General features: G+C 64.1%; 6 protein-coding genes. 2 read left to right on the top strand and 4 right to left on the bottom strand.

Going from position 1 to position 15,541, the window contains the following annotated elements; all coding sequences use genetic code 11:
* Nucleotides 1-184 precede the first annotated feature (184 nt).
* Both FNV92_RS04145 and FNV92_RS04140 read right to left on the bottom strand, forming a co-directional pair.
* Entirely contained in the window at nucleotides 185-2,416 is a 2,232-nt protein-coding gene (locus FNV92_RS04145; protein WP_143842042.1) for a CHASE2 domain-containing protein, read from the bottom strand.
* A gap of 149 nt (nucleotides 2,417-2,565) precedes the next feature.
* Nucleotides 2,566-9,615, bottom strand: a complete 7,050-nt coding sequence (locus tag FNV92_RS04140) for a VCBS domain-containing protein (RefSeq protein WP_416377743.1) — start codon at nucleotides 9,613-9,615, stop codon at nucleotides 2,566-2,568.
* 619 nt (nucleotides 9,616-10,234) lie between these two features.
* Here FNV92_RS04140 and FNV92_RS04135 point away from each other — a divergent pair.
* Together FNV92_RS04135 and FNV92_RS04130 are read left to right on the top strand one after the other, a co-directional pair.
* Nucleotides 10,235-10,966 carry a transglutaminase-like cysteine peptidase gene (locus tag FNV92_RS04135; protein ID WP_143842044.1) on the top strand — a complete coding sequence of 244 codons (732 nt, stop codon included), beginning with the start codon at nucleotides 10,235-10,237 and terminating at the stop codon, nucleotides 10,964-10,966.
* 90 nt (nucleotides 10,967-11,056) lie between these two features.
* Nucleotides 11,057-12,172 (top strand): DUF1311 domain-containing protein, encoded by a 1,116-nt coding sequence (locus FNV92_RS04130; RefSeq protein ID WP_143842045.1) that lies wholly within the window; start codon nucleotides 11,057-11,059, stop codon nucleotides 12,170-12,172.
* A gap of 171 nt (nucleotides 12,173-12,343) precedes the next feature.
* Here FNV92_RS04130 and FNV92_RS04125 read toward each other — a convergent pair whose 3' ends face one another.
* Together FNV92_RS04125 and FNV92_RS04120 are read right to left on the bottom strand one after the other, a co-directional pair.
* On the bottom strand, nucleotides 12,344-13,543 hold the full coding sequence (locus tag FNV92_RS04125) for an ABC transporter substrate-binding protein (RefSeq protein ID WP_143842047.1): 1,200 nt from the start codon (nucleotides 13,541-13,543) through the stop codon (nucleotides 12,344-12,346).
* 79 nt (nucleotides 13,544-13,622) lie between these two features.
* Nucleotides 13,623-15,461, bottom strand: a complete 1,839-nt coding sequence (locus FNV92_RS04120; RefSeq protein WP_143842049.1) for an AMP-dependent synthetase/ligase — start codon at nucleotides 15,459-15,461, stop codon at nucleotides 13,623-13,625.
* Nucleotides 15,462-15,541: the final 80 nt, after the last annotated feature.

Here is a 15,541-nt window from a genome sequence, read left to right as displayed (position 1 = left end):
AGCACCACTGTCGTCCCGGGAGCGCGACGTAGTCGCGAACCCGGGATCCATAACCCCAGGGAGCGGTTTGCGAAGATTCGGAGTTGCCAGCTCGCGCTATAACCGCTCCCTGGGGTTATGGGTCCCCGCCTTCGCGGGGACGACACCATTGTTGTAGCGCCAGCGGAGGCTCCTCGCCCGAGCCCTACTTCGTCAGCAGCGCATACGCCCCGGTCCAGCCTTCCGCCGGCGGGTTGACCTGGAAATCCCTGATGCGGATCTCGTAGAGCTTGAACAGTTTTTCCAGCGTGTCGGCATCCTCGCTGCGGCGGCCGCGTTCGATGGCGTCGAGCGCGCCCTGCCAGTCGCGGCCGCGGTAGCAGCCGAGCATCTCGATGGTGATGTTGCGCAGGCGCTGGAACGCTGCCGACTGCATCACGTCGTCGCGGCCGGCGATGGCATAGATCACCTCCGGCTCGGTCTTGCCCTTGACCATGATGAAGTCGAGCTCGAGGATGGCGAACTTGTCCTTGGCCGCGAGCGCGGTCCGGGAGCCCACGATGATCGGGAAGCCGTACTCCTTCGACTGTCCTTCGAGACGCGACGCGAGATTGACGCTGTCGCCGAGCACCGAATAGTTCTTCTTCAGGTCGGAGCCCATGTTGCCGACCACGCCGATGCCGGTGTTGAGGCCGATGCCGACGTTGAGCGGGATGTAGACGTGGCCGCCGTCGGCGGCCTCCTGCTCGCGCTCCTTGTTGACGGCGTCGATCCGCTCCAGCATCTGGATCGCGGCCTCGCAGGCGTTGACCTCGTGCTCGGCATCGTCGAGCGGCGCGTTCCAGAACGCCATGATGGCGTCGCCCATGTATTTGTCGATGTAGCCCTTCTGATCGATGATCACGTCCGTGAGCGGCGTCAGGAACCGGTTCATCAGCGCGATCAGCCCCTGGGGATCGTGCTTGTAGGTCTCCGAGATCGTGGTGAAGCCGCGCACGTCGGAGAACATGATCGTCATCACGCGCTCCTCGCCGCCGAGCACGAGCTTTTCCGGAGACTGCGCCAGCTGCTCGACCAGCACCGGCGACATGTATTGCGCGAACATGCCGCGGATCTGCACGCGCTGGCGCTGCTCGCGCACGAAGCTGGCGAAGATCAGCGTCAGATAGATCGCCGTGGTCGAGAGCAGCGGATAGGTGAAGTCGATCAGATAGCGGTACTGCGCGTAGAAGAACCAGGACACACCGATCAGGATCGCGGCGAAGGTCGCACCCGCGAGCACCAGCCGCACGGGCCCGAGGTTCGGCGTGAAGATGATGACGAGAAGGCCGATGAACAGCGCCGCGAGCAATTCGACGCCGAGCGCGTAGTTCGGCTGCGAGATGATCGCGCCGCTCAGCACGCTTTCGAGCACCTGGGCGTGGATCTCGACGCCCGGCATGGTCGAGGACACCGGCGTGGTCTTGATGTCGTTCAGTCCGACCGCGGAGGTGCCGACCAGGATCAGCTTGCCGGCGATCTTGCCGGGCGGCACGGTGTTGTCGAGCACGTCGGCGGCGGACACATAGATCGAAGGGTCCTGGCGCGCGTAATGCACCCAGAGCTGGCCATTCTTGTCGGTCGGAATCTCCGCGCCCTTGAGGCGAACCGCGCGAACGCCGGTCTTGTCGGTCCGCACCAGCAGCGTCGGTGTTCCCGTGACGACACGCAGGATCTCCAGGCTGAGCGAGGGCATGATGTTGCCCTGGGCGCGCATCACCATCGGCACGCGGCGGATCAGGCCGTCACGCTCGGTCCTGATGGTGAACAGGCCGCGGCCGGCCGCGACCTTCTCGATCGCGGGCACGTTGCGCAGCAGGCCCGGGAATTCGAACAGGAAGCGTTCGGCGCCCTCCTCCCCGACGGTCGCGACGCCGGTGAAGGGGAGCGACTTGTCGATCTCGGTCGCGATCGCCCGCTGCCCGGTCTCGCCCAGCACTACGCGCGAACGCTTGATCGCATCGGCGAGGATCTGGTCGTTGCTCGGCAACTCGCGCAGCTTGGCGCGGGTGGCATCGTCGAGATCGCGCATCTGGCTCGCGACCAGATCGGGGTTGAGCCGGTCCGCTTCCGAGAACACCACGTCGAATCCGATCACCACCGCGCCGTTGTTGGTGAGGTTCTGGATCAGATCGGCGATCCGCGTCCGCGGCCACGGCCACTGGCCGAGCTTGGCGAGACTCTTGTCGTCGATATCGACGATGGTGACCGGCCGTGCAGCCTTGTGGCGCGGATCGATCAGCTGAAACATGTCGAAGGTGCGCAGTCGCAATTCCTGGATCGGCGGCGGATCCCACAGCCGCGCGCCGGCAAACAGCACCAGCAGCGCAAGACACATCACGCGGGCGAAGCCGAGCTTCCGCGCAAACCACCGCCGCAGGATCTTTAGACGTTTCATATCAGTCGGATGTCCTGCCTCGCATCACGCCGGGTGCGCCGATCATGGAGCGTCTGTGGGCGATTTTCTATTCTTTGCTGGCGGAGGATGACGGATTTTTTGCCGCGGCCGGGCCGGGCGGCGGGTCGCGAGGACCTTCCGGCGCATCGTTATGCGACGTGGGTCCCGAAGATGAAATCGGTGGTGCTGAGATTGCCGAGGGCGACACCCTTGAGCAGGATCGTCTCGTGGTTGTCGAGCGTGAGCAGTGTACCGCCGTCCTGCGAGGTCGGGGCAAGATCGTTCACGGAGCTGATGCCGCCGAACTCCCGCAGATCGATCTTGTCGAGGCCGAACTCGAAATCGTTGACGGTGTGCTGGATGGTGTCCTGCGACGCCGCCGGCCCGAACACGAACTGGTCCTTGGCGGCACCGCCGGTCAGCGTGTCGCTCGACTCGGTCGCGAAGATGACGTCCTTGCCGCCGGTACCCTCAAGGGTGATGTCCTGGCTGTTGGCGCCCTCGACGAAGATGAAGTTCACGGTGTCGGACAGGTTCGTTGTGGTGTCGGTCACCTTCACCGTGATCCGATCGATCGCCGGCGACTGGGCTTCCGGATCGGCGCCGGTCGGCTCGTAGGAGATGCCGTAACCGTCCCCGAGGCCGGTGTTGATCTGCTCGAGCGTACCGGACGTCGGATAAACACCGACGCTGCTTGTATCAGGATGCGATGTCGACACCTCGACATTGAAGGCATCGGTCGCCGCGCCCGCATCGGCGTCGGTGACCACGAGATCGGTAATGACGTCGGTGACGCTGCCCTCGCTGAAATGCGAGACGTGGAAGCTGTCGGTGTTGATGACAGGGCCGCTCGGCCGCGGATTCTCGGGCGCGATTACTTGCGTGTCGATGATGGTGAGCTCCGAGATCGGCGTGGTGCCGCCGGTGCCGCCCGTGATGTCGGTCGTCGCCGCTGAGGCCGCATTGGTGATGCCGCCGGTATAAGTGTCGTCGAGCGCATGGACGCCCAGCGAGCCCGGTACGCCGGCAAAGCCGTCGGCCGGAACGAACCGGAGCAGCGTGTCGGTGCTGAGCACCAGCGCATTGGCATCGCTGACCGCTCCGATCGTGACCCACTGATCGGTCCCGGCTACCTCGTATTGCCAGATGCCCTGCGCCGCCGAGGCGGCATCGGACGTCACCGCGATGGCCTGGAAGCTCGAGCTGGCGTCGGCGTCATGGAACTTGTCGGTGAACAGGCTGCTGATCGTCGCGCCGTCCGGATTACTGTCATTCCCGACGACCGAGGCCAGCGACGTGTTGTCGAGAACCGGCGCGTCGTTGGTCCCGTTGATGGTGATGGTGACGACACCATTGCCGGTGCCGGTCGCCGCGTGTCCATCATCAGGCACGATCGCATATTCCAGCGTCAGCGTCTGGCCGGCGGCGAGGAAGTCGAAGGTCTGGCTGCCCGAATTGAATTCCCAGCCGAACTGGGCGTGGTCGGCCGTGCCGTTCAGGATGTCACCGGACGGGACGGTGAAATAGCTGAGCAGATTCGTTCCCGTCAAACCACCGATGCCGCCGTCGGCCTGCAAATGACCGTCGAGTGTGACGGTGACGTGGTCGACCGCCACGCCGACGTGATCGCTGGTGTCGAGATCGGACACGGTCAGCGTGCCGGTCTTGTCCACGCCGGCATTGGTCTCGCTGACGGTGGCGCCGGCGCTATCGCCACTTGCGGCCGTGACGGTCGGCGCATCGTTGGCGCCGGTGACGTTCACCTTGAACGACGCCGTGCCGACGGCGCCCTGGGCGTCCTTGGTCTGGACCGTGAAAGTGTCCGTATAGTTGCCTTGCGAGAGCGCGTTGATCGCGGCGGCATTCGGAACGTATTTGTAGCTGCCGTCTTCGCAGACCGTCAGCGAGCCGTACTGACCCGTGACTGTCATCGCCTCATGGTTCGTCGCGTCGAGCACGGCATATTTCAGCGTCGCCGTCTCGCCGCTGTCGACGTCGGTCCCGGCCAGTGTCCCTTCGATATCCGTGAAACTGTCGTTCGCGGCCGTGTCCACCAGCCCGCCCTTGGTCACGGACGCCAGCGTCGGCGCGTCGTTCTTGCCGGCGATCGTGATGGTGACGTCGGCGGTGGCAGCCTTGCCGTAATCGTCAGTGAGCGTGATGGTGGAGACGACCGTCGCGGTCTGGCCCTCGCCGAGGAAATCGAGCGCGTTGTCGACGATCGAATAACTCCATCCGACCGTACCGTTGTTCTTGCCGCTGCCAAGGATCGACAGCGCCTGCTCGAGCGCCGACGCCTGACCGGTTGTCAGCGTCAGCGGCGTGCTGTGGTCGGCATCCAGCCATGTCGTGGTCTGGTGCGTGATCGCCGCGGTCGGACGGTCGGTCAGGTCGATGTCGGTGAAGCCGATCGAGCCGGTCGCGGCAGGCACCGGGTCCGAATCGCCGGAGCCGGTGGTGTTCTCGCGCTCGGAGAAGCTGGCGGTCAGCGATGCATGGGCCACGTCGAACGACGGCGCATCGTCGTTCGCATGCATCGTGATCAGCGTGTGGCCGCCATCGTCGCTGCCCGCGAAGTGCGCGTTGCGATAATCGCCGACGAGGGTCAGCTCGATGGTCTTGCCATCGTCGCCGGTGACCGTGAGCACGCCGCCGCTCGCGGGGTCGCCGGCATTTGGCACGTAGACGGCGCTGGTGCCGGTGCCCCACTTGATCGTCGACAGTTCGATCGTGTCGTTCACGGACAGGTCCGCGATCGAGCCGCCGAACGTGTCCGTATCAATCTGAAGTCCTGCGCCATCACCGTCGAGGTGGATCGTTTGCGCCACCGTGCCTTCGAGGATCAGGTGCGCGCCGACATCGACGGTGACCGAGCCCGCACCCGACAGCGAGCCGAACAGCGTCAGCTCGCCGTCATGGATCTCGATGGTGCCGGTATTGGTGATCGCGCCGGTGATCGTCGCCGTACCGTAGCTGTTGATGTGGCTGTCATTCTCGATGGTCAGCCCGGTGCCGGAGATCGACGCGCCATGCAGGTTGATATCGCCATGATTGACGATGGTGGACGCGTTACCGAACACGCTGGTGCCGGATACGGTCCAGGTGCCGCCCGCGTTGTTGTTGAACGTGGCGCTTGCGACCGAGATATTGCCGTTGATGTCGCCGGTGTTGGTGATCGTGACGTGCCCACCGTTCGCGACGATCGCGTCGGTCCCGGAGGCCGGATCCACAAGGGCCGACCCGATGGTGCCGTCATTATCGATCACCGAACCCGCCGCCTGCTCGATGTGGATCGCCGCGCCGCTTCCGGAACTCACGATCGAGCCGGAATTGACGATGTGGATCGAGCCGGTCGCGTTCGAAAACTCCAGCGTCGCGTCGTCGTCGACGATCACCTTGCCGGCGCCCTCGATGCCGCCGGCGAGGTTGAGCGTGCCGTTCTGAACCTCGATGGTGCCGCCGGTGTTGGTGACGCTGCCCGTGACCGTGTTGAGGCCGGTGCTGTAGAGATTGCCGGCATTGGTCAGGCTGCCGCCGTTGATCGTAACGTCGGTCAGATAGAGCTTCGAGGTCCCGTCGACCGAGATCATTCCGCCGGTGTTGGTGACGGTCGCTGTCGTCAGCTTCAGCGTGCCGCCCGTCACAGCCTCGATCAGGTTGTGATTGGTGAGCGCATGGAGATCGATCGTCAGCGTACCGCTGGTGACGGAGATCGTTCCGGTATTGTCGAGGTCGGCGCTGTGGATCGCGCTCGTGCCGGTCGATTCCAGCGTGCCGGCAAGAGTGAGCGTGCCGCCGGTCAGGATCGAGCCTGCCAGCGTCAGCTCCTTGCCCGCATCGACCTTGACCGTGCCACGATTGGTGATCGTGGCTCCCGCCACGGTCACGTCGTCGAGCGTCAGCGTGACGCCGCTCTCGACCGTGACGGTGCCCTTGGTCAGCGTCGCATCGCCGTCGATCGTGCTGTTGCCGGTGACGTCGATGGCGCCACCTAGAAGGCTGTAATTGTTGATCGCGCCGCCGCTTATCGTGGCGCCGTTGAGCGTGAGCACGGCGCCATCATCGACAACGACGTTGCCGTTCGAATTATCGACTATCGAGCCCTGATTGATCGCGAGCGCGCCACCGGCAAGCACTTCTATGGTGCCGGCATTGGTGACAGTCTCGTCGCTCAGCGCGTTGCCCGCACCGCTCGCCTTGAAGATCGCGTTGTTGTTCAGGGTGCCGCCGCTCAGGACGGCCGCGCCGGTCAGATCGATCTCGCCATTATTGGTGATCGCGCCTGCGGCGACGTAAAACGCGGCGTTGAGGACGGGACCTCCCTCGTCATCGCCACCATCGCCGGTGTCGATCACCGCGCCCGCTCCGCCGATGGTCGCGCCGTTGACGGTGAGCCTGCCGCTGGCATCGACCGTGATCTGGCCGGAATTGGTGACGCTGGAGCCCTGGTGGATCGTCAGCCAGCCGTTTGCCAACACCTCGATCAAACCGGTCGCGGTGTTGGAGACGGTCTCGTGGGCGAACTCGACCGTGCCCTTGACGTTGACCGTGCCGGAATTGTTCAACGTGCCGTTCTTGACCAAGCTGGTGCCGTCGAGCTCGAGCGTGCCCAGAATGGTGACGGTGCCGCCGTCGATCGTCCCGGTATCGACGATCAGCGTCGTACCGGCATCGGCCTTCAGCGTGCCGCCGGCATTGTGAATCGTGGCCAGCGTCTTCAGCGTACCGCCGGAAAGCTCGATCGTGCCGGAATTGGTGATCGCGGTACCCGCAGCGAAATCGCCTCCGCCGGCGAGCGTCACATAGCCCGCATTGGTGAGCACGCTCGTGTCGAGGATTTCGGCCTTGCCGCCAACCGACATCGTCCCGGTGGCAGCGACGTTGAGGATCGAATCGGCGCCCATGTTGAGCGCGCCCGCGATCGTCAGCGAGGCCTGGACGATCACCTTCGGCGGCGGACCACCGAAATCGTTCATCGTCAGCGACTTCGCATAGGCGGCCGCGTCGATCGTCGCCGGATAGGACGGCGTCAGGCCGCGCAGCTGATCGGTGATGACGATGACGTCGTCATTGATGGTCGGGACCGTACCGGTCGCCCAGTTGCCCGCATCCTTCCAGAACCCGCCGGAGGGAACGCCGGGCTTATCGGTCGCTATCCACACCACTGCAGGCGCGTCGGTGCCCGTGATCGTGACGGTGATGGTCTGCTGCGAGGTCGCGCCTTGCGAATCCGTGAGCGTCACAGTGTAGACCAGCGTCAGCACCGCGCCTTCCGGAATGAAGTCGGCGAGATAGACCGGCAGATTGGCCAGCGACCAGTTGATGGTGCCGGTGCCGTCTCCGGTGCTGTCGGCGCCCGCCGCGATCGCAACCGACATCGCGCTCTGGAACGCCGCGAGCGGGCCCGGCGGAACGGTGCCATCGGGCAGGGTCGCGCTGGTCAGCGCCACCGACACGGTATGCTTGTCGGTGAGATCGACGTCGTCGAAGTTCAGCGTCCCCGATGTCGGCACATCGCTGGTGAGCGGGCCACCCGGAATACTGGTGCCACCTTCGAAGGTGATGACCGGCACGCTGGTGGTGATCACCGGCTTGTCGTTGGTCCCCGTGATCGTGATGGTGATCGGGATGAAAGTGGCTTCGGGGTTGACCGAGAAATTGTTGTCGACGCGGACCATGTAGGTCAGCGTCAGGGTTTCGCCGGCCGCGAGGAAGTCGAAGACGTGGTCGGGGATCGTGTAGGTCCAGACCGCCGAGCCGTTGTTGGCGTTGCCACCGTCCGCAGCGACGGCGATCTGGATCTGCGTCGCCGCAATGTCCTGCTTCTGCAGATCGGTGAGCGAGCCGGTGACGTCCTGCTGGCCGGCGCTCTTGTAGACGTAGTTCGGCGCGCCCGCGAGGTTCACGCTCACGGTCGGCCTGTCGCCAAGGTTTTGATCGACGAAGGTGATCCGGCCGGAGACCGTGTCCGAATGCGTGGTGTCGCCAGTCGTGTCGGCGCGCTCGGTCAGTGCGAACGCCGACCTCACATTGCCGTTGGCATCGAGGCTGCGCGCCTGCGGCGGCCCGGGAATACGGTTGCTGGTCGACGGATTGTGGCCAGGGTCCGTCCCCTGCTGAGTGGTGTTGGTAAAGACCGCGGTCGCGCTGTAGCCGCCCGCGGTCTTGAACATCAGACCGTCGCTGGTCGGCGTGATCGTGTCGGTGAAGTTCGTGGTCAGCTTGGTGTTGGTGTTGTTGTCGGTAAACTTCAGCGTGAACACATCGCTGATCAGCTTCTGAATGTCCGGCGACATCAGCGCATTGGTGATCGAGACGTTGCCGCCGCTGATCTGGATCATCTGGCCGGCCTGGTTGACCGTCGCGATCGGCAGCAGCGTGACCTTGTCGAAGAGGATGTAGGAGCCCGTCGTGCCGTTCGGCTCGACCAGCACCTGGAAGCTCGCCTGCGGCTGCGGATCGCCGCCACCGGCGGGAACGACGAAGTTGATCTGGGTCAGCACCGCCGTGCCGCGGATGCCCATGGTGGCGACCGGCGTGTCGATCTTCATGTCGCCGTGCTTGGCGGTCTCGCCGGCGACGAAGGTGATGGTGCCCGCCACCAGGCTGAGCAGCGAGGAATTGCTCGACCCGTTGGGGTCGTAGACCATCTCGTTCAGCACCATCCGTGCATTGGAGGACAGGCCGAACACGGTGCCGTCGATGAAGGTGATGCCGAGCGTCGAGTCGCCGCCAGTCGAGACGACGTCGCCCTTCTCGACGTTGTCACCATTGTTCAGGATGACCGCGACGCCGTTGCGGACCGCGGTCGCGCTGCCGGACAGCTTGGTGACGTGGCCGATGATTTGGGCCGCGGCGATGCCGCCTGCGGCCTGCGCATATTGCACGTGGCCGGTGAGCGCATTGACGATGTCGCCGGTGAGGTGGGCGCCATCGGGCGAGGCGATCGCCGCGCGCTTGTCGCCCCTGAAATAATCGTGAACGACGAACTCGTGACCGTCGTGGGACAGCACGAGGTCGAGACCTGCGCGCTTGAACTCCCCGTTGAAGATCAGGTTCGGGTCAGGAACAACGAATGCGCCATCAGGCACGTGACCGTGCGCTTTGGCGGTAAAGGAATCGACCTGGCCATCAGCGGGCGAGCGGAAACCCTGGCCGTCCAAGGAAATCGCGGCGTCAAATTTGCCAGCGTAATTCAACCGGGCACCGTAAAAAGGGTTAAAATCTAAGTAAGTATCGACCGCCTAAGCTTGCATAGCATTACCAAGTCCTTAGCGAAACCATCTATTGCTTGTGTGATTTCGCGTCACTTGGCCGTGGGAGCCCCCACATGGCGGCAGGTGCACAGAGGCACTGAAGTAGTATTTCAAGTAAGCTAAGGTTGAATCTGGCAAAATTTCGCCCATTCCCAGTTATGCAAAGTAATAAGCGACACAGCTTCAACAGAAGATACTTGCGTCATCTTTTGTTCGTGGTGCCTCGCGACATCCTGCGGCAAATACGGAGCAAAATCTGTGACCCAACTAACAGAACCCGTGAAATAGCGGGCTGTTAGCCATAAGGCGCAGAATCAGGCCCCCCACAACCTGCGCCTGCAATCGGCTCCATTTCACGGCAGCCGGGACCTCCTAGCCGACGAATCGTAAAATTTTACGCAATTTGGGCAGGCCCGTTTCAGCCTGTCCCGCGGTTTTGGGCCCCCTGCCGGGCGCGTTAAGCAGAACAAAACGGCCCGCCTCGCACTATCTCCGCGAAAGCAACAAAGCCCGGCACGTCGAGGTCAAAGAAGGACCAGGCGAAGCCGGAAGGGGATGTCAGATGGAGACCGCTGCTCGCTCGCGCGCCTGGCGCGCAATCCTGGTGCTGTGCGGAGTGATCCTGTTCGGATCGGCCGCCGAGCTTCGCGCCGGCACGCTGCTGTCGCCGGGGGCAGGCCTGCTCGTGCGCAAATCGGCCGAGCCGTTCGGCGTGTTCGCCTTCGCCATCTCCGCAGGCGGCCTGCAGCAGAAATGGCTCGCGCTGACGCACAAGCTCGACGACGACATGGTGCAGCTGGCACTCTGCGACGGCGACCGGGACAATTGCGCTTCGCCCGCGGCGCTGAAGCTGCTCGCCATCGTCGACCAGGCCCGCAGCCGCGACGGCCGCGCGCGGCTGGGCGAGACCAACCGCGCCGTCAACCTTGCCATCCGGGCCGCCAATGACGGCACCGACGATATCTGGAGCTCGCCGCTTGCGACCTTTGCGCGAGGCGCCGGCGACTGCGAAGACTACGCCATCGCCAAGCTGGCCGCACTGCGGCTCGCGGGCGTCGCGGCCGAGGACCTCCGCATCGTCGTGGTCCGCGACGTCAGGGCCAGCGAAGAGCACGCGGTCGCCGCCGCAAAGCTCGACGGCCACTGGCTGATGCTCGACAACCGCCGCATGGCGATGGTCGAGGACGAGGCCGCACAGACCTATCAGCCGCTGTTCGTGCTCTACCAGTCGGCCGTGATGAAATATGTCGACGAGCCCGTGCGGATGTCGATGGCGACCGCCGAGGCACGTTAGGTTTCTTCTAGCCCTCACACCCGCCACAAGGCCATTCCACCGCGGGGGCCGGAACGCTAGCATGGCGCCTTCGATGCGGGGGCGACTGGAATGCGGTTCATCGTGCTGACTGTGCTTGCGCTGCTGGCGTTGTCCGGGGCACCAGGCTTCGCGCAATCCGACCGCTCCATCGCCGACAAGCTGCCGCTGTTCGCCAGGAACAACTGCCAGCAGATCCGCGACCCCGGCAATCAACTGTTCTGCGGCGACGCCGAACTGACCGCCGCCGCCGACAAGCTCAGCACCGCGATCGAGGCACGGCTGGCCCGCCTGCCCGACCGCCTGCCTGGAATCGAGGAAAATGCGATCTGGATCCGCCAGCGCAATCTCGGCTGCGGCATCATCGGCCAGACCGCGATCCGCGCCGACGATGTCGAGCGGGTCAAGGCGTGCCTGCTCAAGGTCACCGAGGAGCGCGCCGCGATCCTGCGCGATCCGGATTTCGACTGTCTGGCGGCCAACACCGCGGCGGGCGCGGTGATCTGCGCGGACCCGTCGCTGGCGGTTGCGGAAACCGAGCTCAATGGCCAGGTGCTCGGCCTGATCGGCAAGCTGGACCCGACCGCGGCTCGCTTTGCCTTCGCCGAGTACGGAAGGTGGACGCGGGAGCGCGATCGCAAGTGCAATCTGGTCGGCAAGGAGAACGTTCCGCTTGCCGAGCTCGAATCGGCGGAGGAGTGTCTTGCCGACTATCTCAAGCGCAAGGCCAACGACATCGCCGCCGCCAAGGGCGATCCGAAGAAAGTGTTCGGCCGGCAGGTCGCCGCCCGCATCCCCGACACCGACGCCGTCGACTTCTGCGCCGCGCGGATTCACGCCGCCAATTCCTGCGGCAATTTCCTCCGCATCAACCGCGTCTATGCGCTCGACAGCCAGGTCTCCGACCAGGAGGCGCAGGTGACCGGCGAGATCGAGATGGTCGTGCTGGCGCCCTTCACGACGTGCAGCAAGATTGCGTCCACCTGCACCGGCACCTGCTGGGACCCGAGGACCGGACTTCCGCAGCCGGGCATCGGCGGCAGGGAGCGCTCGGGAGACGCCTTCAACGTCACGCGCCGCCTCAGGATCCAGCGGACCTTTGCGTTCGTGAAAGCCGCCGACGGCTGGCGCTGCCGGGAAGACGAGCTGGCGCCGGTGAATTCGGGCACGGCGGGCGGGGGGTCGTAGACTCTTACCCTCCCCTGGAGGGGGAAGGTCGCTATGCATGTAGCGAAGCGGAATGCGTAGCGGGGTGGGGTGACAGTCTCTCCACATCGAGCACTGCCCGTGTTGAGAGATCACCCCACCCCGCTCGCGCTTCGCACGATCGACCCTCCCCCTCCAGGGGAGGGTAAGCCATCAAAACATCAGATTGTCCTTCACCAGCACCCAGCGGCCGCCTTTGACCTGCTGCACCTGGGTGATGGTGTTGGCGAGGTGGTCGGTATTGGAGAACTTGGTCGGCGGCGAGTTGAAGATGTCGAGGAATTTGTCGCCCGACTCGAGTGAATCGAGCATCTTCTGCCCCGTCAGATCCTTGCCCGCCTTGTCCGCGTAGAACGCAAACGTCATCACCGCGTTGTAGCCGATGATGGCCTGCGTGTTGGCGTCGGTACCGAACATCTTCTTGTAGTTGACCAGCCAGTCCTTCACCTTGCCCTTGGCGGTGTCCTCATAGGGAATCTCGAATCCGGACGCCGCGTAGAGGCCCTCGACGGCTTCCTTGCCGAGCATCGGCACCTCCATCACGTTGGTCGGCGTCGCGCCGAGGAAGGTGACGTCCCAGCCGAGCTTCCTGGCTTCCGTCATCGCGCCGATGGGTTCGCGAAGCACGGCGCCGAGCACCACGAGATCGCAGCCGTCGGACTTCATCTTGGCGACCTGTGCGCTGAAATCTGAGGCACCGCGCTTGTAGCTCGTGACCGAGGCCGGCTGCACCTTCATGGCGCCGAGCTGCTGGTTGAAGCCGTCGAGCACGTTTTTGCCGTACTCGTCGTCCTGATGCATGATGCACGGCTTCTTGAAGTTCTTCCACTCCATCATGTATTTCAGCGCGGCCCGCGTGCTCTCGACGTAAGGCAGCAGATTGTTGAACTTCAGCCGCTCCTGCGGCTTGGCGGGATCGAACTTGAAGGTGAATTCGGCCGCGGTCAGCGGGAAGAGCTGAAGCACGCCGGCATCGAGCAGGATATCCTGCGCGGCGAGCACGGTCGGGGAGCCCATCGGTCCCACCATCGCGAAGATCTTGTCGCGCTCGATCAGCTTCTGCGACGCCAGCACGGCCTTTTTCGGATCATAGCCGCTGTCCTCGACCACCAGCCTGATCTTGCGCCCCTGGACGCCGCCGGCGGCGTTGATCTCCTCGACCGCCATCTTCATGCCGTTCGACACCGGCACGCCCCAGCCCTTGATCGGACCCGACAGGTCCTGATGGGTGCCGATGACGATCTCGGTGGCCGAGATGCCCTCATTGGTGACCTTGGTTTGCGCTGTGGCCGGCAGACAGCTGAGCGCCACGGCGCCGATAGCAAGGCCGAACGCGTTGAACGATCTCGACATTGACGTCTCCTCTCCTTGGGGCCCGTATCGTGCGAAGGGCGGGGGCCATCGCTCCTTCGCTCTTTTCAAACGAGATGAGTCACGCCACCGCGCGCTCGCGATACATCGCGTCGATCTCGGCGGCGTAGCGCTTGTTCACGAAACCGCGCTTCAGCTTCATGGTCGGCGTCAGTTCCTCGTCCTCCGGAGTGAGCTGCCGCTCGATCAGGTAGAACCGCTTGATGGTCTCGACGCGGGCGAAATTGCCGTTGACGCCTTCGATCTCGCGCCAGATCAGGTGCTGGATCTCGGTTGCCCGGCACAGGCTGGCGTAATTGGTGAAGGGGATGTCGTGGTCCTGGGCGTACTTCTCGACGTTCTCCTGGTCGATCATCACGAGGCAGGTCAGATAGGGCCGCTGGTCGCCGATCACCACGGCGTCCGAAATGTAGGGCGAGAACTTCAACTGGTTCTCGATCTCGGACGGGGTGATATTCTTGCCACCGGAGGTGATGATGATGTCCTTCATCCGGTCGGTGATGCGGACGAAGCCCTCGTTGTCGATGGTGCCGACGTCGCCGGTGTGCAGCCAGCCGCGATGGTCGATGGTTTCGGCGGTCTTCTCCGGCTGGTTCAGATAGCCCATGAACAGGAAGTCGCCCTTGATCAGGATCTCCCCATCGGGCGACAGCGCGACCTCGCCCCACGGCACAGCGGTGCCGACCGAGCCGAGCTTGATCCGCTCCGCAGGCATCATGGTCGCGACGCCGCAATTCTCGGTCTGGCCGTAGACTTCGTGGACATCGATGCCAAGCGCGAGATACCAGCGGATCAGCTCCGGTGCGATCGGCGCCGCGCCGGTGAAGGCGATGCGGCAGCGGTCGAGCCCGATCATGCGGCGGATGTTGCGGAAGGCGATCCGGTAGGCGATGCCATTAGCGATGCGCAGCGACAGCGGCGGTGCCCTGCCCTCGATCCGGCAATCGACCATGCGGTAGCCGATCGCGATGGCGCGGCGGTAGACCCATTGCTGGAGCGGCGTTGCGTCCCGCAGCGCGATGGTGATGGCGGAGTAGAATTTTTCCCAGATGCGCGGCACTGCGAGGAAGATGGTCGGCTGCACCTCGCGCAGATTGTCCGGCACGGTCTCCGGGCTCTCGGCGAAGTTCATCACCGAGCCGAGCGCGACCGAGATGTAATAACCGCCGATGCGTTCGGCGACGTGGCAGAGTGGCAGGAAGATCAGCCGGTCTTCGTCCTCCTGCGCCGGGATGAAGTCGTTGGCATGGCGCATCTGGTGCGTGACGCTGCGGTTGGCGTGCATCGCGCCCTTGGGCGGGCCTGTCGTGCCCGAAGTGTAGACGAGAATGGCAAGGTCTTCTGCGCCGCGGCTGTCGATCATCTCCTGCCACAGTGCTTCGCGGCCGACCATGTGATTGCGGCCGAGCGCGCGAAACTCGTCGAGCGACATCACCATGTCGTCGGAGAAGCCGCTGAGACCCTCCATGTCGAACACGATGATCTTGTGCAAGGAAGGACAACGCGCGCGGCAGGCGAGGATCTTGTCGAGCTGCTCCTCGTCCTCGGCGAAGATTATCGTCGTCCGGGAATCGTTGACGAGATATTCGACCTGGGACGATGCATCGGTCGGATAGATTCCGGAGGAGACGCCGCCGGCACACAAGATGCCCATATCGGCATGAACCCATTCCGGCACGGCGTTGGCAACGATGGAGGCGACCTCGCCGGGCTTGAAGCCTGTCGCATGAAGTGCGTAGGCGATCTCCTTCGAGGTCTCCAGCCATTCGCGCCAGCTCGTCGGCTGCCAGATTCCGAATTTCTTTTCGCGAATGGCCGGCCTGTCGCCCCGCGTCTCCGCGGCGCGCAGAAAGCTCTTCGCGATCGTATCAGCGACCGTCAGCACCGCCCGTCGGGCCATGCGCATTCCCTCCTTGTCGCTTTCCCCTCCGCTGCCTGCCTTGCCGGCGGTCTATGTTAGCGGATGGGTTGGTTCATTTA

This window comes from Bradyrhizobium cosmicum (assembly GCF_007290395.2).
Taxonomy (GTDB): domain Bacteria; phylum Pseudomonadota; class Alphaproteobacteria; order Rhizobiales; family Xanthobacteraceae; genus Bradyrhizobium; species Bradyrhizobium cosmicum.
This window is presented reverse-complemented; position numbering and strand designations above follow the sequence as displayed.

Bases quoted from the DNA above. Each gene is read 5' to 3' on its own strand.
- FNV92_RS04145 (WP_143842042.1), bottom strand. From the start codon at position 2,416: ATGAAACGTCTAAAGATCCTGCGGCGGTGGTTTGCGCGGAAGCTCGGC.
- FNV92_RS04135 (WP_143842044.1), top strand. From the start codon at position 10,235: ATGGAGACCGCTGCTCGCTCGCGCGCCTGGCGCGCAATCCTGGTGCTG.
- FNV92_RS04130 (WP_143842045.1), top strand. From the start codon at position 11,057: ATGCGGTTCATCGTGCTGACTGTGCTTGCGCTGCTGGCGTTGTCCGGG.
- FNV92_RS04125 (WP_143842047.1), bottom strand. From the start codon at position 13,543: ATGTCGAGATCGTTCAACGCGTTCGGCCTTGCTATCGGCGCCGTGGCG.
- FNV92_RS04120 (WP_143842049.1), bottom strand. From the start codon at position 15,461: ATGGCCCGACGGGCGGTGCTGACGGTCGCTGATACGATCGCGAAGAGC.